The organism is Achromobacter sp. NCFB-sbj8-Ac1-l, assembly GCF_052695805.1.
Map to the genome: position 1 here is coordinate 5,833,771 of NZ_CP199812.1, position 25,063 is coordinate 5,858,833.

Here is a 25,063-nt window from a genome sequence, read left to right on the forward strand (position 1 = left end):
AGAGGCAGTTGTACAGGGTGCATGACCACGCTCATTGGCAAGCCAGGCGGCCAAGCCGGGCAATGCCGGCCTGCGGGGGCACAGGCCCGAGCGTGACGCGGCAAGCAGGGGAACCGTTGATCGGCAACACATGCAGGGTCGTGGCCGCAGGCAGCGTGTCCAGGTACACCTCGCCCTCACGGCCCACCCAGGCCACATCCTGGCCATCCGCCTGGACCTGACTGCCCGGCGCCACCGGCCGGCCGTCGGCGCCGACCACCGAAAACACCGCTGCCCGCAGCTTCTGCACCGGGAAACGCAGCACCAGGCCGCTGCCATCGCGGATGGCGGCTTCGGTCTTGGCCAGGGGCACTTTCACGTCCGCCGGCAGATTGATCGGATCGATCTCGAAATGCGCGGCATACCAGGAACTGACCGACGGGATCAGCAGGTGGCCGCTGGCGTCCGTATCGCCCACGTACTGATTCTCGAAGCTGACCGGCACGCCGCCATAGCCGTCGGTGGAGACCAGCGCGAACGCGTCCGTGACCGGGCGCGACAGATGCAGCGCGCCGTCCATGGCAATGATCGATCCGCTCACCTGCGCCCATTGCGACAGGTCATCGCCGGCGCCATAGACACCGCTGCGCAGGTCAAAGCGCGAAGCCCGCCAATTGACCTCCGCCTGGCGGTAGACGCTGCTGGTCGAGGAATGGCTGGCGCCCAGGCTCCAGCCCACGCCGCCGGCCAAGGGCGCGGCCTTCATGAAATTCGCCTGTTCCGAACGCCGCCCGTCGCGGTCGCGAGTCATGCCGAGACTGCCCGATGTACCGTCGCCCAACGAGATCGACAGCGACAACTGGGCGTTGTAGCCCTGCGAGCCGATCTCGCGATTGGCGCTGGCATACAGGCTGACCCCGTAGCCCAGCGTCACGCCATACGACACGTTCAGCAGCCGGGTACGCTGGTTCGGCGCGTAGTCCAGGTCGAACCATCCCATGCCCAGCGAGCCATAGCGCCCCAGAGAAACGCTGGCGGTGGCCTGGTCTTCCTGACGCGGCAGCCGGCCCGCATTGCGGTACAGGCCCAGATTCGCAAACCCTTCGTCACGGCGAGTGCGGCGCAGACCGACGCTATAGCGTTGATTGCTGTAGGAGTACCCCAGCGACCACTGCCCGCCTTGAGCCGTATCGGCGTTGTAGACCGTCGTGGCGGCGCGCGAGCCCGCCGTCAAACCTGCTTGCCTGTCGTAGGGCGAAAGCGGGCGCCATGTGTCGATGGCCGGCCGCCCTATCGTTCCCGGCGAAGCGCGGCTGCCGGCAACGGCAGCGTTCAACACGCCGAACACGCCCAACTGGACGTTCGAGCCGATGCCGCCGGCGGCAAAGCCTGGCGCGCCCTGCAACCATCCCGTGGCGGTCCAGCCCGACGTCAGGCCGTGGCGCATCACGCCGCTTGCCGCAATGTCACCGTAGTCAAAGGACGACACGCCGTATTGCCGGCGCAACAGGCCGACCGATGCGCTGTAGTCTGACAGGCCGGCCCGCAGCAGATCGTTCGAGACATAGAACGACACCTCCTGGCTGACTTCCCGGCCCAACGCATCGCGGGTGACCACCGTCGCCGTGCCCGCGCCATTGATATACGGCAGGCTCTGCAGCGTGAACGGACCAGGGTCGACCTCACGCGATCCCATCCGATAATTGTTGATGAACAGATCCACCGCGGTCGGCACGGCCGCCTGGCCAGCGAACTGGGGTACCGGATAGGTCACTAGGTCGGGACGCGTGGCGAAGTTGCGCCCGAGCTGGAAGCCCGCCATGCGCACGGCGCCCGAATCCGCCAACGCATCGGTGATGAGATCGCCCAGGACGTACTTGCGCACCGTGGCGGGATCGTTGTAGCGCCATTGCGTGTCGTATCGCATGTAGCGAGGGGCGCCCGAAAGGTCCTCGCCGCGCAACGTGTTGCGCCAGGCCCCGGTCGACGACACCGAACCGTAGGGACTGAAGAATCGCTGCTCGCTCCACACCGACAGTGCAGAGGCTCGCCGACTGCGGTTCAGATAGGTGTCATAGTTGAGCAGCAACCCCGTTGAACTGGCGGCCGACACCGATACCTGGCTACGCGTATCCATATCCACGACCTGCTGGGGCAGCCAGTCCGGCGGCACGGTAAGCACCAGTTGCTGTGCCGCGTTGTCGAGCACTGCCCGCACGCCGGGGATCTTGTCGACCGCGACCAGGTCCTGCGCAGGGTTGTCGACCTTCACTCCCAGCTGCTTGAGCAACGCGGCCTGCAAGTAGAAATGCCCTTGGCGGTGCTCGACTTTCTGTACCTGGCCGGCCGCCTTTCCGTTGACCACGACGTCCAGGTACAGCATTCCATCCGGCAGCGAGAATGCGGCCCCGTGGGGCTGTGCCTGCACCGCGCAGGCGCTGGCTGCCAGCGACAGGACGGCCAGGCGATTGCATGCCCCAGCCGCGCGTTGTCGAAAAGCATGGAAAAAGCGAGTTGCCACGGCTGGTTCACCGCGGTGCGATCGCACGGGCTTCGCGATCGGAATTCACGTACGCGTTCAGGGCGCCTCCCGCCTGCACCGAGGCCGGCGCCTCGAACGCCATTTCGGCGCCCGCCAGGACGTAACCCAGCAATCCCGGCACCGACCACACCTCGCGTCCGCCCTGGACATAACTGACATGGGACAGGCGTGCGTGCACCGGACCGGTGTTGCGCACGACCAGCCAGCGCTGGCCCTGCTTGCTTTGCACGGTATAGGTCAGCACAGGCTGGGCAGCCGCTTTCGGATCGGGATGCTTGCGGGCGTCTTCACGCGTCCAGGCGCCGGCGCCGCTGACGAACAGCGGCACCGAATAGCGCAATTGGAACGCCAGCCCGGCGCCCTGCCCGGCCTCTGCCACGGGGGGCGCTTCACGGGTCTGTCCGGCATTGGCATTGCCCGGAATTTCATCGATCAGGATGCGATAGGCCTGTTCCTCGCCGGCTCGGACCGTGACCGTCCGGATCAGGCGCAGCAACTGACGCTGGCCCGGCTGTATCTCGGCCGCGGGCGGACTGACCACGATGTTGTCTTGCGGGACCAGCTCGTCCGACCCATTGGCCTGGGTCCAGCCCAGGGCGCGGATCTGGATGCGCGAGGCGGACTTGCCGTTGTTTTCCAACCAGATGGCCGTCCCGGTATCGTCGTGTTCGATCACCGGATCGATGGGCCAGACCAGGATGGATGCGGCGGCAACGGCCGATCCGGACAGGCACAGCGCGGCCAGCGCGCCGGCAAAATGAATGAGGGGTTTCATGGCAAAGGCAATCAGTAGTAGACGGTGACGATCAAGTCGTCGGTGTACAGGCCGGGCTCCGGCATGGCCTGTGTGCTGCGCAACTCGGCGTAGACAGTCAGATCGATGGCGCTGCTCGTCGCGGTCAGCAGCACGCCATCGTTGTTCTGGCCCCAGCGCTTGAGATAGCCGCTGTCCTGGTACAGCTCGTATTTCAGAACCTTGCCGGCGGCGCTCTTCAATTGCCGGCCGCTATAGGCGAATGAAGAGCGGGTGGCGTTGCTGCCCTCATTGATATCCACCCGGAATGTCGTGCCGGGCGTGCAGCGCATCACGATGCTCCCCGCACTGACGGTGGACTTGGTCTTGACGCTCTTGTCCAGGCGATACACGGTGCCGAAGTCGATGACGCCGAGCGACGTCACGGGACTCTGACTGGAGCCAAACCAGCAGCCCGGCGTAATCGCCGCCTTGACGGTCATGGCCTGCGTGACCAGGTCCGCGCTGGCGCCCGGCGCATGCGTCAGGACGGCCACCAGCAGGGCCGGCAGCATGCGCCGCGGCCCCGGTACCCGCTTGCCGGCTACCATTGGATCGTCACCTTGACGGTGTCTCGATACACGCCCGCAGCCGGCGTGGCCTGCGCCGGCTCGATCGCGGCGTACACCGGAATCAGCTCTTCGGCGCCCGTGCCGGACCGCGCCAGCGGCGTGGCCCCTGTCCAGAGACGGCTGTAGGACGCATCGCTGTAGAGCGCATAGCCGACGAAGGCGCCGGTCGGCCCTTTCAGCCTGCGCTGCTGGCCTGCGTTGTTCTCGCCTTCGCCCAGGACCACGCGATAGGGAACGCCGGTGGCGCATTGCACGCGTATGCCTGCCTGCCCCTTGCCCGCCTGGGCCTTGACCACGTTGGCCAGGCTGGGATGCGTGCCGAAATCGAGTGTTCCAAACGAGACCGCGTTGCCTGCGGGCGCGGCGCCGGCCGAACACAGGGTGGCGATGACCACGCGCACCCCCAGGGTCGCACTGCCGGATTGCGAAAAGGTCTGCGCGTGAGCCGCACTGGCGGCGCCAAGGCAGAGCAGAAAATGAAATGCTGGGCGGAACATGATCATCCACGGGTCCGGTGCGACGCACCGGACCCGTTGCACAAGAGGTTTACCAGCTGACCGTCAACATGACGACATCGGCGTATTTGCCGGACGCGGGGGTGGCTGCCATGGGAGGAATGCGGCCGTACACCACCATTTCCTCGGCCGCGCCCTTGCCGGAGCCGGTGTAGGGATTCTTGCTGTCCCAGACCGTCTTGCGCGCCGCGTCCTGATACAGGTAGTAGGGGACGTACGCAGCGGTGGTACCGCCGACCAGCGCCAGGCGTCGGGCGCCCTCGCCGGACGCATTGCGTCCGTCGTCCAACGACACGCGGTAGGGAACGCCCTGCGTGCAGTTGAGCTTGACGACGGCGCCGCCGGAACCCTTGGCCTGGGCGTCAACGAAGTTCTGGGTCAGGGCCGAGACTTCGCCGAAGCTCAACGTGCCGAACGAGTTGAAGTCCTTGGCCGAGCCATTGACCACTTCGCAGCCTTTGCCGATGGTCAGTTCGACCGCCAGCTGGCCCCGGACTTCGCCGGCGGTATAAGTGGGCGCTGCAGCAGGGGCTGCCGCGGGGTCCGTTGCCGCGGCGGATGCCACGCCGGCAATCGAGCAACCGCACAAGATCGCGGCGTTCAAGAGAGTCTGTTTCATGAAGTTATTCGGGTCTGAAGGAATGGGAAGAGGTTGAATCCCCGAATACGCACGGGCGTCTTTCGGTTCGGAAGGCATTACATCAATCGTCGGGATCGCCTGACATCAGACGATTCCGGATCTGCGCCGGTCGCGGCCGCCGCGCCGGACGGCCCCTCGCGATTCAGAATCGTCTGACCCCGGCGCAAGTCGGGCCTACAATTCCGTCATGCCGACCACCCGCCTCTTCTACGCGCTCTGGCCCGACGCGCCCCTGGCCAGCAACCTGGCCACGTGGGCCGACCACGCCCACGCCCACGCACAGGGCCGTGTCATGCGCACGGAAACCCTGCATCTGACGCTGGCCTTCCTGGGTTCGGTGGACCGGGCGATCGCCGACGAACTCATCGAGGCCACCCCCTTTCATCGCCTGATACCCGGTGAGCTCACCCTGGATCAGTACGGCGTCTTTGCCCGGCAGCGCATCCTGTGGGCTGGACCTAGCCACGTGCCCGATCTGCTGCAGGCGGCGCATGACGGCCTCTGGCTCTGGCTGTCGGCATTCGGCCTGGTGCCGCCCACCCAACCGTTCCGCCCGCACGTCACGCTGCTGCGCAATATCGAACGCGATGCGCCGCCCGCAGCGCCACCGGCCCCGCTGACCTGGAGGTATGACCGCATGGTGCTGGTGGCGTCGGAATCTTCCACCGGCGGCAGCCGCTATCGGGTCGTGGCCCAATCTTGCCCGCGACCGGCCTAGCGTAGAGACGGCCAGGCGAGCGGACCGCCCGCTCACGGCTCTGGCACAATCGAGCCCGTCGCAACGACTTAGGATCTTCATGATCATCCTGCTCGACCAAGACGGCGTGCTGGCCGACTTCGAACATGCGTTCATCGATGCCTGGCGCGAGCGCCATCCCGATATTGCGCCCGTGGCGTTCGAGGATCGCAAGTCCTTCTACATTCGCGAAGACTATGCGCCGGAACTGCGGGGCATGGCCGAGGCCATCTATACCGCGCCGGGGTTCATTCGCAACCTGCCTCCCGTTCCGGGGGCGCTGGATGCGGTGAAGGAATTGCTGGCGCTGGGCATGGATGTGCGCATCTGCACCTCGCCGCTGTCGCAGTTCGAGAACTGCGTGGCCGAGAAGTATCTGTGGGTGGAAAAGCACCTGGGGCGCGAGGCGACCAACCGGCTGGTGCTGACCAAGGACAAGACGCTGGTGCACGGCAACTTGCTGATCGACGACAAGCCGTTGATCCAGGGCGCGGTCAAGCCGCGCTGGAAGCACATTCTGTTCGATGCGCCCTACAACCGCGAGGTGACCGACCGGCCGCGCATCAACTGGAGCAACTGGCGCAGCGTGCTGGCCGGCGAACTCTATACCGCAGACGAGTGACGCCCGGATGATAGGGTCGCAAGCCCTTCGGATGAGGGCTTTCCGGGCGGTTTGCAGGCCCTGTTCAGCCGTCATGTTTTAGGACTATCCTGTGGTGCTGTATCCCCATTTCCTGGAGGAGCCCGCACCATGAATCTGCACCGTCTGCTCAAGCAGCGAGAAGCCGACCACAAGCCCTTGCGCGTCGCGCTGCTGGGCGCCGGAAAGTTCGGCTCGATGTTCATGAGCCAGGCTCCGCGCACGCCGGGCATGCGCCTGGTGGCGGTGGCCGACCTGGCGCCCGACCGGGCCCGCGCGGCACTGACCCGGGTGGGGTGGCCGGCGACGGCGCTCAATGCCACCACCGTCAATGACGCCCTCAAGAACGGCAAGGTCTATTTCAGCGACGACCCCTACGCGGTCATCGCCAGCCCCGACGTCGACATCGTCATCGACGCCACCGGCCAGGCGGCCGCGGGTATCGGGCACGTGCTGGCCTGCTGCGAGCAGGGCAAGCACATCATCATGGTCAATGTCGAAGCCGATGCGCTGGCGGGGCCGCTGCTGGCGCGGCGTGCGCGCGAGGCCGGCATCGTCTATTCGCTGGCCTATGGCGACCAGCCGGCGTTGATCTGCGAAATGGTCGACTGGGCGCGGGCCAGCGGCTTCGAGGTCATGGCGGCGGGCAAGGGCACCAAGTATCTGCCTGAGTTCCATACGTCCACGCCGGACACCGTGTGGCCGTACTACGGCTTCACTGCCGAGATGGTGGCGGCCGGCGATTTCAATGCGCAGATGTTCAACAGTTTCCTGGATGGCACCAAGAGCGCCATCGAGATGGCGGCGGTGTCCAATGCCACGGGGCTCTTGCCATCGCCGTCCGGACTGCATTTTCCGCCTTGCGGCGTGGATGACCTGGCGCGGGTGCTGCGGCCGCGCGAAGACGGCGGCATCCTGCATCATCGCGGACAGGTCGAGGTGATTTCCTCGCTCGAGCGCGACGGCCGGCCGGTGTTTCGCGACCTGCGCTGGGGCGTGTACGTGACGCTGGCCGCCGATAGCGATTACGTGCGCCGCTGTTTCAAGGAGTACGGGCTGGTCACCGATCCGGGCGGCAACTACACCGCCATGTACAAGCCGTATCACCTGCTGGGCCTGGAACTGGGCATCAGCGTAGCCAGCGTGGGGCTGCGGCGCGAGCCCACGGGTGCACCGGCAGGCTGGCATGGCGACGTGGTGGCCACGGCCAAGCGCGATCTGCAGGCCGGGCAACTGCTGGACGGCGAAGGCGGCTATACGGTGTACGGACGCCTGATGCCGGCGCGCGATTCCGTGGAAGAAGGCTATCTGCCGCTGGGCCTGTCGCATCAGGTCAAGCTCAAGCATGCCGTGCGGCAATCGCAGGCGATCCGCTGGAGCGACGTCGAATACGACGATCGCTCGCAGGCCGTGCAGTTTCGCCGCGAAATGGAGCAGACCTTCGCTTGAGCCCTGGCCCGCGGGGGGGCGATGCAACGACCCGCCCGCCGCAGCGCGCTCATCGGTCCCCGCCAACAGGGCTCACACTGGTGCGGGCCGCTCCGCCTGGAACAGCCGCAGCCGGTCGGCCGCGTTGCGCAGGTGCTGCTCGGCGGCACGGCCCGCGGCGTCCGGATCGCCGTTTTCGATGGCGGCGAAGATCGCCTGGTGTTCGCTCTGCACCGCCGCCATGCGTTCGGCATACCTGCGCGCCGTGTTGTTGCGCGCGCTGCGGATGACACGCCGCACATTGGCTTCCAGGTAGTCGTTCAGCGCCACCAGGTGGGGGTTGTGAGTGGCCTGCACGATCGACTGGTGGAATTGGTAGTCCTCTTCGTCGCCCAGCTTGTCGTTGATCAGCGCGTACTCCATGCCCACCAGCGCCTGGCGCATCTTCTTCAGGTCGGCGTCGGTGCGGCGCTGCGCGGCGTAGCGGGCGGCGGTGACTTCGATCGACAGCATCAGTTCCAGGATGTGTTCCAGGTCCTGGCTGTCGCCCGGGGATGGCGCGGCAATGCGAAAGGCGTTGCGCTGGAAGTTCGGGTCGACGAAGACGCCGCTGCCTTGCTGCGACGTGATCAGGCCTTCGGATTTCAGGCGCGCCAGCGCCTCGCGCACCACGGCGCGGCTGACGGAGTAGATCTCGGTCAGTTGCTTTTCGGTGGGCAGGCGGTCGCCGGGCGCCAGCGCGCCCTGGCGGATCTGCTCGGCCAGCGCGTCGGCCACGCCCGCGGATAGCGAGTGCCTGGGAGCGGCGCGTTGCGGGTCGGGGTCCCGCCGGTCCTGTTCGGATATGGGCTGCATGAGGTTCATTAAAACGTAAGGCGGCTCGCGGGGCGGCTACCTTGGGTTATAGGAGTTTTCGACGTTTCACTGCGGCCGCGCCCTTGAAAATCATAGTCTTTTGCCGGGTTGCAAGGGCACGGCGGTTTGAGACTTTACGCGATATAGATGCCGCCGTTGACCTGCATGACTTCGCCGGTGACGAAGCCCGCCAGCGGTGAGCACAGGAAGGCGATGGCGCCGGCGATTTCGTCGGCGGTGCCGAAGCGCTTGAGCGGGGTGCTTTCCAGCAACTGGGCGCCCTTTTGGCCGATCAGGTCGTGGGTCATGGAGGTGGCGATGATGCCGGGCGCCACCGCGTTCACGCGGATCTGCGGCGCCAGTTCCAGCGCCAGGCTGCGGGCGAAGCTCTGCACCGCGCCCTTGGATGCCGAATAGGCGGCGTGGGCGTAGCTGCCGCGCTGCGCGGCCAGCGACGTCAGGAGCACGATCGAGCCATTCTGGCGCAGGTGACGCTGGGCCGCGCGGCAGACGTAGAAGGTGCCGTCCAGGTTCACGCCCATCAGCTTCTTCCAGGCCTCGTCCGTGGTGTCCCTGACCAGTTGTTCGGGATAGATGCCGGCGCAGTGCACCAGGTGGTCCAGGCCGCCGAAGTGCTGCGCGGCGCGTTCCAGCACGCGTTCGCAATCGGCCGAAGCCGCCACGTCCAGCGCATGGGTGTAGACGCGCTGGCCGGTGGCGTCCAGTTCGGCCGCCACCTCTTCCAGGCGCGCCTTGTCGATATCGGTCAGCACCAGCCGGGCGCCGTGGGCGGCCATCAGCCGCGCGGTTGCCAGACCGATGCCGTTGCCCGCGCCGGTGATGGCCACTACCTGTCCTTCAAACGAAATCATGCTGTCTCCCTAGCGATGTTCGAGCGGCCCGCGCCGGGTCCCGGGGGTTGTCCACGAATTCGATTGAACCGCCGAATCCGTTGCTTGACACGGGAAAAACGCTTGCCCTATGATTTATCGGACAACTTAATAAAGTTGCCTGACAACTTGTGATGAAAGCGTAAATCAACCCGCGCTTCCAGGCAAGGGCGTCAGCAAAAAGCACGGCCTAGGGCCGCATGACAGGCAGGGGACAACCAGGTGGACATCACCGGCAGCACTACCGTATTTGCGATCGCGGCAGACCCGATCGCGCACGTCAGGACGCCCCAGCGGCTCAACGCCCTGCTGCGCGAGCGCGGCGTGGATGGCGTGATGGTCCCGTTTCACGTCGGGGCCGCCGCGCTGCCCGCCCTGTTTGCCGGCCTGCGCGGCCTGGCCAACCTGGGCGGCATCGTCGTCACCGTGCCGCACAAGGAAAGCGCCGCCGCCCTGTGCGATGCCCTGACCCCCGCCGCGCAGTTGATCGGCGCGGTCAATGCCGTGCGTCTGCAGAACGGCTGCCTGACCGGCGGCAACTTCGACGGCCTGGGCTTTGTCGCGGGCCTGCGCAGCCAGGGCCACGATCCGGCCGGCCGCCATGTCTACCTGGCGGGCCTGGGCGGCGCGGGCAAGGCCATCGCCTGTGCCATCGCCGATGCCGGCCCGGCCAGCCTGTCGCTCTACAACCGCTCCGCGGCCAAGGCCGAGGCCTTTGCCGAACGCCTGGCGCGGCACTACCCTGCGCTGGCCCTCCACATTGCCGGCCCCCGCCCCGAGTCCTGTGACATCGCGATCAACGCGACCTCGCTTGGCCTGGCCGATACCGATTCCCTGCCCTTCCAGCTTGACGCCCTGGCGCCTGGCACGGTCGTGGCCGACGCCGTGATGAGCCGCGTCGACACGCCACTGCTGCGCGCCGCTGCCGCGCGTGGCTGCCGCACCCACCCCGGCCTGTACATGCTGGAAGGCCAGCTCACCGAAATTGCCCGCTTCCTGGGCATACAAGAGCCGCATCAAGCAGCTTGATCGATTCACGGACCCCACACTCCCGTTCCACGGAGGAGACACGCATGAAATTGGCTTTCACCACCGGCCTGCTGTGCCTGGCCGGCATTGCCGCATCGGCGCAGGCCGCGCCCGTCAAGATCGGCCTGATCGAAACGCTGTCGGGCCCGCAGGCCTCGACCGGCCTGATGTTCCGCGCCGCGGTCAAATATGAACTGGACCGCATCAACGCGGCCGGCGGCTGGAACGGCCAGCCGCTGGAGCTGGTCGAGTTCGACAACCAGGGCGGCCCGGTGGGCGCGTCCGACCGCTTTCGCGCGGCGGCCGCCGAAGGCGTGCAGATCCTGGTGCAAGGGTCGTCGTCGGCGATCTCGGGCCAACTGACCGAGGACGTGCGCAAGCACAACCTGCGCAATCCGGGCAAGGAAGTCGTGTTCCTGAACGTGGGCGGCGAGGCCCTGGAACTGACGGGCCAGAAGTGCCACTTCTACCATTTCCGCTTCACCACCAATGCCGACCTGCGCGTGAAGGCGCTGGCCTCGGTCATGTCGGCCGACGGCACGCTGGGCAAGCGCGTGTACGCCATCAACCAGAACTATTCCTGGGGCCAGGACATGGAAGGCGCCACCGAGCGCTTTGCCAAGCAGTACGGCTATGAAGTGGTGGGCAAGACGCTGCACGAAGTCAACAAGATCCAGGACTTCGCGCCCTACGTGGCCCGCATCCGCGCTGCCACGCCGGACACCGTCATCACCGGCAACTGGTCCAACGACCTGCTGCTGCTCATGAAGGCCACGCAATCGGCCGGCCTGAAGGTGCGCTTTGCCACGGTGTTCCTGGACCAGGTGGGCAACCTGGCCAACGCCGGCGAGGTGGCGCTGGGTCACTACATCGCCCACCCCTACAACATCGAGGCCGCCGGCGAAGACGGCGCCAAGTTCGCCGAAGACTACAAGGCCAAGACCGGCCACTACCCCAGCTACACCGAACCGCAGACCGTCATCGGCATCACCTTCCTGGGCCAGGCGCTCAAGCAGGTCCAGCCCAAGGACGGCAAGCTGTCGGTGCCGGACCTGGCCCGTGCGCTGGAAAAGGTCACCTACACGTCGCCGCTGGGCACCTACACCATGCGCGCCGAAGACCACCAGGTACAGCTGCCGATGGTGGTGTCCAAGGTCAGCAAGAACGCCAAGTACAAGGCCGACGGCACCGACATGGGCTTCGAGCCGGTCAAGGTGCTGGCCGCGGCGGACGTCTCCGCCCCGGTGCAGGCCACCTGCAAGATGGTGCGCCCGGACTGATGGCCCCCGCCGCGGGCCGGACGGCCCGCGGCGGCATCACAACAACGCTCACCGGCGCGGGGCCGGCAAACAGGGCGTGATGAATCGCCGGGCGCATTGCGCCTGGCGCGCAAGGATTTTGGAGCGGACATGGAATACTTTACGGTCTCGCTGTTGAACGGCGTGATCTACGGCCTGCTACTTTTCATGGTGTCGGCAGGCCTGACGCTGATCTTCGGCATGATGGGCGTGCTCAACTTCGCGCACGCCTCGTTCTACATGATAGGCGCGTATGCCGCCTACACCCTGGCGCCCGTGACGGGGTTCTGGACCGCGCTGGTGCTCGCCACCGTCATCGCGGGCGTGCTGGGCATGGGGGTGGAACGCTTCTTCCTGCGCCGGGTGCACAAGTTCGGCCACGCGCAGGAACTGCTGGTGACCTTCGGCCTGGCGTTCATCGTCGCCGAGCTCATCAAGCTGTTCTACGGCGACTTCCCTGTCGACTACCGCGTGCCGGCGTTCCTGAACTTCGCGGCCTTCCGCGTGTTCGACGCGGACTACCCCTTCTATCGCCTGCTGATGGGCGGCGTGTCGCTGGCGATGTTCGGCGTGATCTACCTGCTGCTGTCGCGCACCCGCGTCGGCATCGTGGTGCGCTCGGCCATCTACCGGCCGCGCATGGCCGAGGCCCTGGGCCACAACGTGCCGCTGGTGTTCATGAGCGTGTTCGGCGTGGGCGCGGCCATGGCGGGGCTGGCCGGCGCGGTGGCCGGGGCCTTCTACACGACCAATCCGAACATGGCGCTGGAGCTGGGCGTGCTGGTGTTCGTGGTGGTGGTGGTGGGCGGCCTGGGCTCGCTCGAAGGCGCCATGATCGCCTCGCTGCTGATCGGCCTGATCAGCTCGTTCTCGGTCGGCATCGACGCCAGTCTCGCCACCCTGTTCGGCCTGTTCGGCGCCGGCGAGTGGGCCGAAAGCGTAGGCGGCCTGATGACGGTGAAGATCTCCAGCCTGGCCGCGACGCTGCCCTTCCTGCTGATGCTGGTGGTGCTGCTGGTCAAGCCGTCGGGCCTGAAAGGAGAGCAAGCATGAACCGGCCCCTGAATTCCCCCGGCCGCGTCTCGGCCGCCTTGCTGCTGCTCATCTGTGTCGGCGCGCTGTGCGCCCTGCCCTGGCTGCTGCCGGCAGGGCAACTGGTTGCGGCGGTGCAGATGCTGATCGCGGCGCTGTTTGCCTGCGCCTTCAACCTGCTGGCGGGCCAGGGCGGCATGCTGTCGTTCGGCCATGCGGCGTATTTCGGCGTGGGCACCTTCGCCACCATCCACGCCATGAACGCGCTGGGCGGCGCGGGCCTTCTGCCCACGCCCTTGATGCCGCTGGCAGGCGGCGTGGCCGGCCTGCTGTTCGGCCTGGTCGCCGGCTGGTTCGCCACCATGCGGTCCGGCGTGTATTTTTCGATGATCACGCTGGCGCTGGCCGAACTGCTGCACGCGCTGGCCCCGCACCTGAAAGGCGTGTTCGGCGGCGAAGCGGGCCTGTCGGCCATGCGCATGCCGGCCTGGGGCTTTTCCTTCGGGTCCGACATCGAGGTGTATTTCCTGGTGCTGGCCTGGGTGCTGGTGTCGCTGGCGGCGCTGTACGGCCTGACCCGCACGCCGCTGGGCCGTTTGACGCTGGGCCTGCGCGAAAACGCCAACCGCCTGCGCTACCTGGGCTATCGACCCCACGCGCTCAAGACCCTGGTGTTCGCGCTGTCGGCCATGTTTGCCGGCATTGCCGGCGGCCTGCAGGCGCTGAACATCGAAGCCGGCAACTACGTGCTGTTCGAGGTCAAGCTGTCCACCGACGCGGTGCTGTTCGCCTACATCGGCGGCGTCAACGCCTTCCTGGGCCCGGTGCTGGGCGCGTCCATCCTGACCTTCCTGTCGCAGACGCTGGCGGACATCACCCGGTCGTGGCTGCTGTACCAGGGCGTGCTGTTCGTGCTGGTGATGCTGTTCGTGCCGGACGGCCTGGTGGGTCTGGTGCAGCGCGCAGCCAAGTCGTTGCGCGAGCGTGGCCTGGCCAACTGGCTGCCGCGCGCGCTGGTGTCGGTGGCCAGCGGCCTGCTGCTGACGGCCGCCACGGTCTTCAGCGTGGAACTGCTGCAACGCATGTTCGCCCGCGACTACCGCGCGCTGCTGGCCATGAATCCCGATGCCGGCTGGCCCGCCATCGCGCTGTTCGGCCGCGACTGGGCGCCGCTGGCGCTGTCCACCTGGCTGGTGCCGCTGGCGTTGTTCGCCGTCGGCCTGGCCGCCTGCCGCTGGGCCATTGCCCTGTGGCGCAGCGGCGCCGATGCCGCACCCGTGCTGGAGGCCGCGCGATGAGCCACGAGATCCTGACCCTGACGGACGTGCGCAAGTCTTTTGGCGATGCGCAGATCATCCGCGGCGTGAACCTGCAAGTGCAAGCCGGCGAACGCCATGCCGTCATCGGCCCCAACGGCGCCGGCAAGTCGACGCTGTTTCACCTGATGTCCGGCTCGTTCGCGCCGACGTCGGGCGACATCAACCTGCGTTCGCGTTCCATCGGCGGCCTGCCGCCCGAGCAGATCAACCGCCTGGGCCTGGCGCGTTCGTTCCAGATCACCAACGTGTTCCCGCGCCTGTCGGTGCGAGAAAACCTGCGCCTGGCGGTGTTGCGCATGCACGGGCTGGTCTACAACTTCTGGCGTCCCATCGCCCGCCACCGCGCGGTGAACGAAAACGTCGACCAGTTGCTGGAAAAGGTGCGCCTGGCGCCCAAGCAGCACACCGCGGCGGGCGACCTGAACTATTCCGAGCAGCGTTCGCTGGAAATCGGCATGACGCTGGCTTCGCGCCCCAAGGTGATCCTGCTGGACGAGCCCATGGCGGGCATGTCGCAGCACGAGGTCGACTACACCGTCGAGCTCATCAAGGATGTGACGCGCGACTGCACCCTGCTGATCGTCGAGCACGACATGCAGGTGGTGTTTTCGCTGGCCGACCGCATCAGCGTGCTGGTCTACGGCGAAATCCTGGCCACCGGCACGCCGGCCGAGATCCGCGGCGATGCCCGCGTGCGCGAAGCCTACCTGGGAGAGGAAACGGTATGAGCATGCAATCCCCCCTGCTGGCGCTGCAAGGCGTGCACGCCCACTATGGCAAGAGCCACATCCTGCATGGCATCGACCTGACGGTGAATCGCGGCGAAGTGGTCAGCCTGCTGGGCCGCAACGGCGCCGGCCGGTCCACCACCATGAAGAGCATCATGGGCCTGGTGGACGTGACCGCCGGCCGCATCGCCATCGAAGGCCGCGACATCACCAACAAGCGACCCTTCGAGATCGCCCGCGCCGGCCTGGGTTTCGTGCCCGAAGAGCGCGAGGTCTTCGCCAACCTGACGGTGGACGAGAACCTGCGCATGGGCGAGCAACCGCCGCGCGCCGACGCGCCGGCCTGGACGGTCGAGCAGATGTTCGAGTATTTCCCCCGCCTGAAGGAACGGCGCAATACCCGGGCCGGCAACCTGTCAGGCGGCGAGCAGCAGATGCTGACCATGTGCCGCTCGTTGCTGGGCAACCCCAAGGTCATGCTGATCGACGAGCCCACCGAAGGCCTGGCGCCCAAGATCGTGGAAGTGATCGCCGACGTGATCCGCGACATCCACCAGCGCGGGGTGTCGGTGGTGCTGGTCGAGCAGAAGCTGACCATCGCGCTGAAGGTCTCGACCCGCGTCAGCGTCATGGGCCACGGCCGCATTGTTTTCGAAGGCCCGCCCGCGCAATTGCACGAGCGCCAGGACGTGGTGCAGGAATGGCTGGCGGTCTGACACCGCCTGCGAACCTGCCCCCGCCATACCTCCACCACGCACCGTAAAAGGCAAGCACTTGGACATGACCCCTGAAGTATCGCAATCGGACGTCATCCACCCCGATCTGCGCGGCAAGACCGTGGTGATCACCGGCGGCGCCAAAGGCATCGGCTACGCCACCGCCCAGGCCTTCATCCGCCAGGGGGCGCGCGTGGCGCTGCTGGACATGGACCCGGCCGCGCTGGCCGAGGCCGTGGCCGGCCTGCAAGCCGCGGGCGGCGAAGCCCTGGCCGCGCAGGCCTCGGTCACCGACGCCGACGCGGTCGAACGCGCCTTCGCGCAGGTCGAACAGGCCTGGGGCGGCGTCGACGTGCTGGTCAACAACGCCGGCATCTCGGCCAACAAGCCCACCCTGGACGTGACGGTGGACGAATGGCGCCGCGCCGTCGACATCAACCTGACCGGCGTGTTCCTGTGCGCCCAGGCCGCCGGGCGCCGCATGGTGCCCAAGGGCGAGGGCTGCATCATCAACCTGGCATCCATGTACGGCGTGGTGGCGGCGCCCGACCGCGCGGCCTATTGCGCCACCAAAGGCGCGGTGGTGCTGCTGACCGAGACCCTGGCCGTGGAATGGGGCCCGCAGGGCGTGCGCGTCAATGCGCTGGCACCGGGCTACGTGGAAACGGACCTGGTGCGCGACCTGGCTGCACGCGGCCGCCTGGACCCCGAACGCCTCAAGCAGCGCACGCCGCTGCGGCGCATGGCGCAGCCGGCCGAAATGGCTGACCTGGCGGTCTTCCTGGCCTCGCGCCAGGCCGCCTACATCACCGGACACACCCTGGTGGCCGATGGCGGCTGGAGCCGCTACAGCTACCTCTGACCGCATCGACGCTTATCTAATTTTCTGGAGATTCACTCATGGCCACCTACCAACCGCTCGGCTCGCAAGCGTCCTGGCGGCAATTGACGGTCGACGCCCGCGACTGGCAGCAGGCAGACCCCGCGCTGCTGGCCACCATGCTCACGCAGCTGCACTGGATCCGCGCCTTTGAAGAGGCAGTGCTGGACCTGGCCGCCGCAGGCCTGGTGCACGGCCCGGCGCACTCGTCCGTGGGGCAGGAAGGCGGCGCCGTCGGATCGGTGCTGGCGCTGGGCGCCGGCGACCAGATCAACGGCTCGCATCGCGGCCACCACCAGTTCCTGGCCAAGGCCTTGCAGCACGTCGCGCCGCTGGGCCTGGACCCGCGCAACCCGCTGACGCCCGCCATCGACGAGGTGCTGCACAAGACGCTGGCCGAGATCATGGGCCTGGCGCAAGGCTATTGCCGCGGCCGTGGCGGCAGCATGCACCTGCGCTGGCTGGAAGCCGGCGCGCTGGGCACCAATGCCATCGTCGGCGGCGGCGTGCCGCTCGCGGCCGGCGCCGCCTGGGCGCATCGCCATGCCGGCACCGACCGCGTGGCCGTGACCTACTTCGGCGACGGCGCGGTGAACATCGGCTCGGTGCTGGAAACGATGAACCTGACCGCCGCGTGGAAAACACCGCTGTGCTTCTTCATCGAAAACAACCGCTACGCCGTGTCGACCACGGTGGAAGAATCCACCGCCGAACCGCGCCTGTCGGCCCGCGGGCAGGCCTTCAACATCCCCGCCTGGCAGGTCGATGGCATGGACCCCTTGGCCGTGCACCTGGCCATGTCCGAAGCCGTGGCCCACATGCGCGCCGGCAACGGCCCCACCATCATCGAAGTGGACGTGTACCGCTTCTTCCACCAGAACGGCCCCTTCCCCGGCAGCGCCTTCGGCTACCGCAGCAAGGAAGAAGAAACCGCGTGGCGCCGCCGCGATCCGCTGGACAAGATCGCCGCCGAGATGATCGGCCGCAAGCTGATCACCCAGGCCGAAGTCGACGCGCTGCGCCAACAGTGCAAGGACGTGATGAAGGACGTGTCCGGCCGCCTGACCGAAGCCGCGGAGGGCGGCAAGCGCCGCGTGCGCGCCGACCTGTGGCCGCGCCCTGACTTCCGTGACGTGGGCCTGCGCAGCGACGGCTCGGAACTCGAAGGCCTGCGCTACCAGGACGTCGCCGACCACCCCGGCGCCCGCGTCGAACGCAAATTCGTCGACGCCGTGGCCGACGTGCTGGATCGCCGCATGGAAACCGACCCCGGCATGGTCGTGCTGGGCGAAGACGTGCACCGCCTGAAGGGCGGCACCAACGGCGCGACGCGCGGCCTGAAGGACAAGTACCCCGACCGCGTGCTGGGCACGCCCATTTCCGAAAACGCCTTCGCCGGCCTGGGCGGCGGCCTGGCCATGGACGGCCGCTACAAGCCGGTGGTGGAATTCATGTACCCCGACTTCATGTGGGTCGCGGCCGACCAGATCTTCAACCAGATCGGCAAGGCCCGCCACATGTTCGGCGGCGACATCGACGTGCCGTTCGTGCTGCGCACCAAGGTCGCGATGGGCACGGGCTACGGCTCGCAGCACTCGATGGACCCGGCCGGCGTGTTCGCCACCGCGCCCGGCTGGCGCATCGTCGCCCCGTCCACGCCCTACGAATACATCGGCCTGATGAACACCGCGCTGGCCTCCAAGGACCCGGTGCTGGTGATCGAGCACGTGGACCTGTACGCCTCGTCGGGCGAGGTGCCCGATGGCGACCTCGACTACGCCATTCCCTTTGGCAAGGCACGCGTGCGCCGCAGCGGCGCCAAGGTCACGGTGCTGACCTACCTGTCGATGGTCAGCCGCGCCCTGAAGGCCGCCGAAGAGGCCGGCGTGGACGCCGAAGTCATCGACCTGCGCACGCTGGACCGCGCCAGCCTGGACTGGGACACCATCGGCGCCAGCATCCAGAAGACCAACAACGTGCTGATCGTGGAACAAGGCGTGCGCGGCACCTCGTACGGCGCCATGCTGGCCGATGAAATCCAGCGTCGCTACTTCGACTGGCTGGACCAGCCGATCAAGCGCGTGACGGGCGGAGAAGCCTCGCCCAGCATTTCCAAAGTGCTGGAACGCGCCGCCTTTGCCGACACCGAAGAAGTCATCGCCGGCCTGGCTGACGTGCTGGCCGACCTGGGAGAAAAAGCATGAGCGCCACCCTGGACATGACCGTGCCGATGGAAGTCGGCCTGTGCTGCGCCGACCTGGACGCCATGCTGGCGTTCTATACCGACGTGGTCGGCCTGACGCTGGTGAACCGCGTCACCGTGCCCGCCGACAAGGCCCGGGCCACCGGCCTGACGACGCACGGCTACGACGTGGCACGCCTGCAAACCCCCTACGGCGAACGCATCAAGCTGCTGCAACCCACCGCCGCCCCGGCGCCCGCCGTGCGCGGCGCCGCCATCCTGGATCGCCAAGGCGCCACCTACCTGACCTTCATCGTGCGCGACCTGGCGGGCACCGTGGCGCGCCTGCAGGCGCGCGGCGTGGCCTTCGACAGCGCGCCCGCGCCGATGCAAGTGCGTCCCGGCACCTGGCTGGCGTTCTTCCGCGACCCCGAAGGCAATGTGCTGGAACTGGTCGAATACGACGACCCGGCGGCCTACCGGCCCGACCTGGCCGCGCACGCAGAATAGGACGAACAACGTGGCAACCCTGATCAAACTCCCCTCTGTCGCCGCCGACGCGGATGGCGGCACCCTGCACCAGTGGCTCAAGCAGGAAGGCGATAGCGTCGCGGTCGGCGACGCCCTGGCCGAAATCGAAACCGAAAAGGCCATCGTCGAAATCAACGCCGAACAGGCCGGCGTGCTGGGCCGCATCGTCGTGCCGGCGGGCGCCGCCTCGGTGCCCATCAACACCGTCATCGGCGTGCTGCTGGCGCCGGGCGAAGGCGCGGCGGATATCGAACGTGCGCTGGCGCAAAGCGGTGCCGCAGGCGGCGCGGACACGCCGGTGCAAGCGGCACAGGCCGGCGCGCCGACGGGCGCTTCCGGGTCCTCGGCCGCAGCACCGGCCGCCGCAACCGCGACCGCGTCGTCGGCGGCCGCATCGACCGGCGCCGCCCCCGCGGGTACCGCAGTGGCCCCCAATGCACCGCCCGGCGCCACATCCGGCGCCCGCGTCTTCGCCAGCCCCCTCGCCCGCCGCCTCGCCGCCCAATGGCATGTGGACCTGCTGACCGTGCAAGGCACCGGCCCGCACGGCCGCATCGTGCGCCGCGACGTCGAAGCCGCGCGCGACCACGCCACGGCCGCCCCCGCCCAGCCGGCATCCGGCCGCGCGCCGGCCCGCCGCGTGCCGCACACTGGCATGCGCCGCGCCATCGCCCGCCGCCTGACCGAAAGCAAGCAGCACGTGCCGCACTTCTACCTGACGCTGGACTGCCGCATGGACGCGCTGCTGGCCCTGCGTGCCCAGGCCAACCACGGCGGCACGGTCAAGCTGTCGGTCAATGACTTCATCGTCCGCGCCGCCGCCCTGGCCCTGCGCGAAGTGCCCGAGGTCAACGTCAGCTGGCACGACGACGCCATCGAATTCCATGCCGGCGCCGACGTCAGCGTGGCGGTGGCCACCGACGGCGGCCTGGTCACGCCCATCGTGCGCGACGCCGACGTGAAGCCGCTGTCCGCCATCGCCATGGAAATCGTGGAGCTGGCCGGCCGCGCCAAGATCAACCGCCTGAAACCCGAAGAATTCACCGGCGGCTCGCTCACCGTCAGCAACCTGGGCATGTATGGCATCAAGCAGTTCGCCGCCATCATCAACCCGCCGCAAGCCGCCATCCTGGCCGTCGGCGCCGCCGAACGCCGCCCGCTCGTGGCCGAGAACGGCGACCTGGTCGCCGCCACGGTGATGACCGTGACGCTGTCGGCCGACCATCGCGCCGTCGACGGCGCCGTGGGCGCGCGCTGGCTGGCGGCCTTCAAGTCGCTGATCGAAAACCCCGTGCGCATCCTGCTGTGAGCCCCGCCATGACCAAGACGACGTTTGACCTGGTGGTCGTGGGCGGCGGCCCCGGCGGCTACGTGGCCGCCATCCGCGCCGCGCAGCTGGGCCTGTCCACCGCGCTGGTAGAGCGCGCCGAACTCGGCGGCATCTGCCTGAACTGGGGCTGCATTCCCACCAAGGCCCTGCTGCACAGCGCCACCGTGCTGCGCGCCTGCCGCGACGCCGCCCACTACGGCGTCACGGGCGCCGGCGATGCCCAACCCGACCTGGCCGCCATGGTGGCCAGATCGCGCAAGGTCGCCGCCCGCCTGGGCCAGGGCGTGACCCACCTGATGAAAAAGCATGCCATCAGCGTCTTCACCGCCAGCGCCAAACTGGCCGGCGGCGGCCGCGTGGCCCTGGACAACGGCACCACGCTATCCGCCCGTCACATCATCCTGGCCACCGGCGCCCGCGCCCGCGACCTGCCCGCCCTGCCCCCCGGCGAGCGCATCTGGACCTACCGCCAGGCCCTGACGCCCCCCGCCCTGCCCAAATCGTTGCTGGTCGTGGGCGCAGGCGCCATCGGCGCTGAATTCGCCAGCTTCTACCGGGCCGTGGGCGTCGACGTCACCCTGATCGACATGACCGCGGACATCCTGCCGCAGGAAGACGCCGAGATCTCCGCCCTGGCCCGCAAGGCCTTCGAAAAGCAGGGCATCCGCGTGCTGACCCAATGCGCCGTCAAGTCATCCAGCCTGACCGCCGCCGGCGTCAAGGTCGTGCTCGACCAGCAGGGCAAACAGACCGAACTGGAATTCGACCGCGTCATCGTCGCCGCCGGCATCGTCGGCAACGTCGAAAACCTGGGCCTGGAACAGACCCGCGTCAAAGTCGAAAAGACCCACATCGTCACCGACGGCCTGTGCCGCACAGCCGAACCCGGCATCTATGCCATCGGCGACGTCGCTGGCGCCCCCTGGCTGGCCCACAAGGCCAGCCACGAAGCCGTGCTGTGCGTCGAAGCCATCGCCGGCAAGCCCGTCCATCCCATCGATCCGCTGCGCATCCCCGCCTGCACCTACTCGCACCCCCAGGTCGCCAGCATCGGCATGACCGAAGCCCGCGCCCGCGAACACGCCAGGCAGACCGGCCGCGACATCCGCATCGGCAAATTCACCTTCGCCGGCAACGGCAAAGCCATCGCCATGGGTGAAGACCAGGGCCTGGTCAAAACGGTATTCGACGCCGCCACCGGTGAACTGCTCGGCGCCCACATCATCCACCCCGAAGCCTCCGAACTGATCACCGGCTACGGCGTCGCCACCGCACTCGAAGCCACCGAAGAAGACCTGATGCACACCATCTTCGCGCACCCGACCTTGTCGGAAACCTTGCACGAATCGGTGCTGTCCGCGTTCGGCCGCGCACTGCACGGATAAAGCATCGCAGCACCCGGCACGCGGCATGCCGTGCTACGGCCTGCGTGCAGGATGCCGCGAGCTGGGCGCTGCGTCCCGAACGCTGCGTGCCAGGTGCAATCACACCTGGCACGCCCCTTTCACAACCGGCTGGCGAAGAAATCCAGGAAGCACGCAATCCGCCTCGACAGCTGCGTATTGCGGTAATACACCGCATGCATCGGCTGCAAATAATCGGTATGGATATCTTCCATGATCCGAACCAGCCGCCCCGCTTCCAGGTCTTCCTGCGACACGAAGTCCGACAGGCAGGCAATCCCCACCCCCCGCAACGCCAGCTGCCGCTGCGTCTCGCCACTGGACGTCGCCAACGTAGGCGTCGCCAGATAACTCGACCCGCCCGCATGCCGCAGCGGCCAGACATTCAGGCTTTCAGGCTGCGTAAACCCCAGCAGCTCATGCCCGTCCAGATCCTCCACCGTCTCGGGCACCCCACGCCACGCCAGATACTCCGGACTCGCCATCAACCACCGCGGCCGCGGCCGCAACGGCCGCGCATGCAACGTCGAATCATTCAACGGCCCCATCCGCAACGCCACGTCCGTGCGATGCTCGATCAGATCCACGATCCGATCATTGCTGGTCAGCTCCAACGAAATCGCCGGATACTCCCGCCGAAAATCCGCCACATGCGGCACCACGCAATGCAGCATCACCGGCACCGACGCATCCACCCGCAACCGCCCCGCCGGCTGCTGATTCACGATGCGCATGCATTCTTCAGCCTCTTCCAACGACTGCACAATCTGCCGCGCCTTCTGCAAAAAGTGCGCCCCCTCCGCCGTCAACTCCATCCGCCGCGTCGTCCGCGTCAACAACGCCACCCCCAAATCCTCTTCCAACCGCGACAACCCCCGACTGACCCCAGAAGCCGTCTGCCCCAACATCTCCGCCGCAGCACTCATGGACCCCGCGTCGACCACGCCCAGGAACAACCGCAAAGCATCAGAATTCAGGCTCATTTTTGCCCCCCAGTCACGAATACCCAAATTCTATAGCCCCCCACCAAGCGGCGCGGATGCCGTAACCTTCCAAGTCAATCTGCCGCGCCCGATGGGCGGCGCGCAAGACGGTTAGCATGCGCAAGCAGGACCCTGCCGCGCCGCCCATCACCGCCCCCACCCCCACGATGTGGACCCAATAGAAAACCAATCTCCATCAGCGCGAAGCGCCCCCGCAACATTTTCTAGAAACGCAATGCCAAACGTGGCCGCCCGCGCGGCCGCGGCTTGGCGACCCCGTAGATCTCATGCCCTGACCACAGGTCCAGCAGCGCAACGACCCAAGACGCACGTAGTCCCTTGCGGCGGTGGCATGCGGGGCGGGCAACCTCGATGCGCCCGAGGGAATCTGAAGCCCAATAGTCGTCATGCACGACACCCGTGACGAAGAAACTTTCTCCGTGGCATCGGCTGTGGCAAGGTGGAATGCCGCCAAGTAAAGACCGACCTTCCAGTGGTGCGTGTTAGCGCACGCCCGTTCTGAAGCATGGCCCCGGGTGACGTCACCGACATTGGTGAGCACACGCATAGCGCGTGCATCCCGTTTGAGAGAGTGAGTACAACGACGTACCCATGCCTGGCGGCATTCCGTTTGTGATCATGGAGCAAGCCATGTCCCTGCGCAAGTCTGTTGCACCCTTAACCCTGGCCCACCCCGATGCCGCAGGCATCGACATCGGCTCGGCCAGTCACTTTGTCGCCGTGCCTGCCGACCGCGATGAGCAGCCCGTTCGTGAGTTCAAGAGCTTTACTGCCGATCTCTATCGCCTGGCGCAGTGGCTCAAGGACTGCGGCATTACCGCGGTCGCCATGGAGTCCACCGGCGTCTACTGGATCCCCTTGTACGAGTTGCTCGACAGCCAGGGCTTTACTGTCTATCTGGTCAACGCCCGGCACGTCAAGAACGTCTGCGGCCGCAAGTCCGACGTCCTGGACTGCCAGTGGTTGCAACAGCTCATGAGCTACGGCCTGCTGGCCAGCGCCTTCCGGCCTTCGGACCAGATCTGCGTCTTGCGCGAGTTCTCGCGCCAACGCCAGATGCTGCTGGCCTCACAGGTGCGCCACGTGCAGCACATGCAGAAGGCGCTCACGCAGATGAACATCCAGTTGACCCAAGTGCTCTCGGACGTCGTCGGGGTCACCGGCCAGGCCATCATCCGCGCCATCGTGGCCGGCGAGCGTGATCCCCACGTCCTGGCCCGCCTTAAAAAGCGCCAGGTCAAGGCCAGCGAAGACGATATCGCCGCAGCCCTGCAAGGGACCTGGCGCCATGAGCACCTGTTTGCGCTACGCCAGGCACTTGCCCTGTACGACGCGTATCAGAGCCAGCTCGATGAGTGCGATCAGCTCATCCAGACTGAGCTGCATAAGCTACAGCGCCATGACGGCGACCCAGGCAAGTCCCAGCGTCGCTGGCCCAAGAAGGCCATGGCCTTCGACCTGCGCACGCACCTGTTCGCCCTGTGCGGCGTGGACCTGACCCGCATCAATGGGGTCGATGAAATGACCGCCTTCAAAGTCCTGGCCGAGGTCGGGCCTGATATGACCCGCTTCCCCACATCCAAGCACTTCGCCTCTTGGCTCGGGTTGTGCCCGGGGACACGGATCTCCGGGGGCAAGGTCCTGAGCAGCGCCACCAAGCGCTCGCCAAACCGCGCCGCCCAAGCCCTGCGCCTGGCCGCCGCTGCGTTGCGAACAAGCCAGTCGGCCTTGGGTGCCTATTACCGACGGCTGTGCGCACGCCTGGACAAGCCTCGCGCCATCACCGCTGCGGCCCACAAGTTGGCTCGTCTGATCTACGCCATGCTCACCAAAGGCACCGAATATGTCGACCAGGGAGAGCTGTATTACGAGGAACGCTACAAGCAGCGCGTCATGCATCACTTGACCAAGCGCGCCCAGGCGATGGGCTATAGCCTCACGCCACTTCCCGAGACTCCGTGAAAAAACCCCAAACAAATCAGCAGCTTGACGGGAGTTTCTTGAGAGGCAGTCGCCGAAGG

General features: G+C 67.1%; 23 protein-coding genes. 15 read left to right on the top strand and 8 right to left on the bottom strand.

What is annotated here, in order from left to right; genetic code table 11:
- Positions 1-31 precede the first annotated feature (31 nt).
- The 5 genes from ACUDP5_RS26750 to ACUDP5_RS26770 are packed head-to-tail and all read right to left on the bottom strand — an operon-like array spanning position 32 to position 5,020.
- The gene (locus ACUDP5_RS26750) at positions 32-2,500 is read right to left on the bottom strand and encodes a fimbria/pilus outer membrane usher protein (RefSeq protein ID WP_445657671.1); all 2,469 of its coding nucleotides are present in this window, start codon (positions 2,498-2,500) and stop codon (positions 32-34) included.
- 7 nt (positions 2,501-2,507) lie between these two features.
- On the bottom strand, positions 2,508-3,296 hold the full coding sequence (locus ACUDP5_RS26755) for a fimbrial biogenesis chaperone (RefSeq protein WP_263915654.1): 789 nt from the start codon (positions 3,294-3,296) through the stop codon (positions 2,508-2,510).
- 11 nt (positions 3,297-3,307) lie between these two features.
- On the bottom strand, positions 3,308-3,865 hold the full coding sequence (locus tag ACUDP5_RS26760) for a Csu type fimbrial protein (protein WP_445657672.1): 558 nt from the start codon (positions 3,863-3,865) through the stop codon (positions 3,308-3,310).
- The gene (locus ACUDP5_RS26765; RefSeq protein WP_263915652.1) at positions 3,859-4,383 is read right to left on the bottom strand and encodes a spore coat U domain-containing protein; all 525 of its coding nucleotides are present in this window, start codon (positions 4,381-4,383) and stop codon (positions 3,859-3,861) included. The genes ACUDP5_RS26760 and ACUDP5_RS26765 overlap by 7 nt, the downstream gene beginning before the upstream one ends.
- Positions 4,384-4,432: 49 nt before the next feature.
- Positions 4,433-5,020: a Csu type fimbrial protein gene (locus tag ACUDP5_RS26770; protein ID WP_445657673.1), complete on the bottom strand. Its 588-nt coding sequence runs from the start codon at positions 5,018-5,020 to the stop codon at positions 4,433-4,435.
- Positions 5,021-5,228: 208 nt separating this feature from the next.
- Between ACUDP5_RS26770 and thpR the strand changes: the two genes are divergently transcribed.
- The 3 genes from thpR to ACUDP5_RS26785 all read left to right on the top strand — a co-directional run bounded on the left by thpR (position 5,229) and on the right by ACUDP5_RS26785 (position 7,866).
- Positions 5,229-5,759, top strand: coding sequence for an RNA 2',3'-cyclic phosphodiesterase (gene thpR, locus ACUDP5_RS26775; protein ID WP_263915650.1), 531 nt, complete (start codon positions 5,229-5,231; stop codon positions 5,757-5,759).
- A 79-nt stretch (positions 5,760-5,838) separates the two neighbouring features.
- Positions 5,839-6,399, top strand: coding sequence for a 5'-3'-deoxyribonucleotidase (locus ACUDP5_RS26780; protein ID WP_263915649.1), 561 nt, complete (start codon positions 5,839-5,841; stop codon positions 6,397-6,399).
- A gap of 129 nt (positions 6,400-6,528) precedes the next feature.
- Positions 6,529-7,866 carry an NAD(P)H-dependent oxidoreductase gene (locus tag ACUDP5_RS26785; RefSeq protein ID WP_445657674.1) on the top strand — a complete coding sequence of 446 codons (1,338 nt, stop codon included), beginning with the start codon at positions 6,529-6,531 and terminating at the stop codon, positions 7,864-7,866.
- Between the two features lie 72 nt (positions 7,867-7,938).
- Here ACUDP5_RS26785 and ACUDP5_RS26790 read toward each other — a convergent pair whose 3' ends face one another.
- Both ACUDP5_RS26790 and ACUDP5_RS26795 read right to left on the bottom strand, forming a co-directional pair.
- Positions 7,939-8,700 carry a FadR/GntR family transcriptional regulator gene (locus ACUDP5_RS26790; RefSeq protein ID WP_263915647.1) on the bottom strand — a complete coding sequence of 254 codons (762 nt, stop codon included), beginning with the start codon at positions 8,698-8,700 and terminating at the stop codon, positions 7,939-7,941.
- A gap of 134 nt (positions 8,701-8,834) precedes the next feature.
- Positions 8,835-9,572, bottom strand: a complete 738-nt coding sequence (locus ACUDP5_RS26795) for an SDR family NAD(P)-dependent oxidoreductase (protein WP_263915646.1) — start codon at positions 9,570-9,572, stop codon at positions 8,835-8,837.
- Between the two features lie 240 nt (positions 9,573-9,812).
- On the opposite strand from ACUDP5_RS26795, the gene ACUDP5_RS26800 reads away from it, so the two are divergent.
- From ACUDP5_RS26800 to lpdA, 11 genes are all read left to right on the top strand, one after another.
- On the top strand, positions 9,813-10,619 hold the full coding sequence (locus ACUDP5_RS26800; RefSeq protein WP_445657675.1) for a shikimate dehydrogenase family protein: 807 nt from the start codon (positions 9,813-9,815) through the stop codon (positions 10,617-10,619).
- A 44-nt stretch (positions 10,620-10,663) separates the two neighbouring features.
- Positions 10,664-11,899, top strand: coding sequence for a branched-chain amino acid ABC transporter substrate-binding protein (locus ACUDP5_RS26805; protein WP_445657676.1), 1,236 nt, complete (start codon positions 10,664-10,666; stop codon positions 11,897-11,899).
- Between the two features lie 129 nt (positions 11,900-12,028).
- Positions 12,029-12,970, top strand: a complete 942-nt coding sequence (locus ACUDP5_RS26810) for a branched-chain amino acid ABC transporter permease (RefSeq protein WP_263915643.1) — start codon at positions 12,029-12,031, stop codon at positions 12,968-12,970.
- Positions 12,967-14,247 (top strand): branched-chain amino acid ABC transporter permease, encoded by a 1,281-nt coding sequence (locus ACUDP5_RS26815; RefSeq protein ID WP_263915642.1) that lies wholly within the window; start codon positions 12,967-12,969, stop codon positions 14,245-14,247. Before ACUDP5_RS26810 ends, ACUDP5_RS26815 begins: the two co-directional genes overlap by 4 nt.
- Entirely contained in the window at positions 14,244-14,996 is a 753-nt protein-coding gene (locus ACUDP5_RS26820) for an ABC transporter ATP-binding protein (RefSeq protein WP_263915641.1), read from the top strand. Before ACUDP5_RS26815 ends, ACUDP5_RS26820 begins: the two co-directional genes overlap by 4 nt.
- Positions 14,993-15,712 (top strand): ABC transporter ATP-binding protein, encoded by a 720-nt coding sequence (locus tag ACUDP5_RS26825; RefSeq protein WP_263915640.1) that lies wholly within the window; start codon positions 14,993-14,995, stop codon positions 15,710-15,712. The genes ACUDP5_RS26820 and ACUDP5_RS26825 overlap by 4 nt, the downstream gene beginning before the upstream one ends.
- A gap of 58 nt (positions 15,713-15,770) precedes the next feature.
- On the top strand, positions 15,771-16,574 hold the full coding sequence (locus ACUDP5_RS26830) for an SDR family NAD(P)-dependent oxidoreductase (RefSeq protein WP_445657677.1): 804 nt from the start codon (positions 15,771-15,773) through the stop codon (positions 16,572-16,574).
- 38 nt (positions 16,575-16,612) lie between these two features.
- Complete coding sequence (locus tag ACUDP5_RS26835; protein WP_445657678.1) at positions 16,613-18,796, top strand: alpha-ketoacid dehydrogenase subunit alpha/beta; 2,184 nt, start codon at positions 16,613-16,615, stop codon at positions 18,794-18,796.
- A complete protein-coding gene (locus ACUDP5_RS26840) occupies positions 18,793-19,284 on the top strand; it encodes a VOC family protein (protein ID WP_263915637.1) in 492 nt (163 codons plus the stop codon). Before ACUDP5_RS26835 ends, ACUDP5_RS26840 begins: the two co-directional genes overlap by 4 nt.
- Positions 19,285-19,294: 10 nt before the next feature.
- Positions 19,295-20,614 carry a pyruvate dehydrogenase complex dihydrolipoamide acetyltransferase gene (locus ACUDP5_RS26845; protein WP_445657679.1) on the top strand — a complete coding sequence of 440 codons (1,320 nt, stop codon included), beginning with the start codon at positions 19,295-19,297 and terminating at the stop codon, positions 20,612-20,614.
- Between the two features lie 8 nt (positions 20,615-20,622).
- On the top strand, positions 20,623-22,020 hold the full coding sequence (gene lpdA, locus ACUDP5_RS26850) for a dihydrolipoyl dehydrogenase (RefSeq protein ID WP_445657680.1): 1,398 nt from the start codon (positions 20,623-20,625) through the stop codon (positions 22,018-22,020).
- Positions 22,021-22,139: 119 nt separating this feature from the next.
- Here the strand turns inward: lpdA and ACUDP5_RS26855 are convergent, their stop codons facing one another.
- On the bottom strand, positions 22,140-23,021 hold the full coding sequence (locus ACUDP5_RS26855; RefSeq protein ID WP_445657681.1) for a LysR substrate-binding domain-containing protein: 882 nt from the start codon (positions 23,019-23,021) through the stop codon (positions 22,140-22,142).
- Positions 23,022-23,672: 651 nt separating this feature from the next.
- Between ACUDP5_RS26855 and ACUDP5_RS26860 the strand changes: the two genes are divergently transcribed.
- On the top strand, positions 23,673-25,004 hold the full coding sequence (locus ACUDP5_RS26860; protein WP_445657682.1) for an IS110 family transposase: 1,332 nt from the start codon (positions 23,673-23,675) through the stop codon (positions 25,002-25,004).
- Positions 25,005-25,063: the final 59 nt, after the last annotated feature.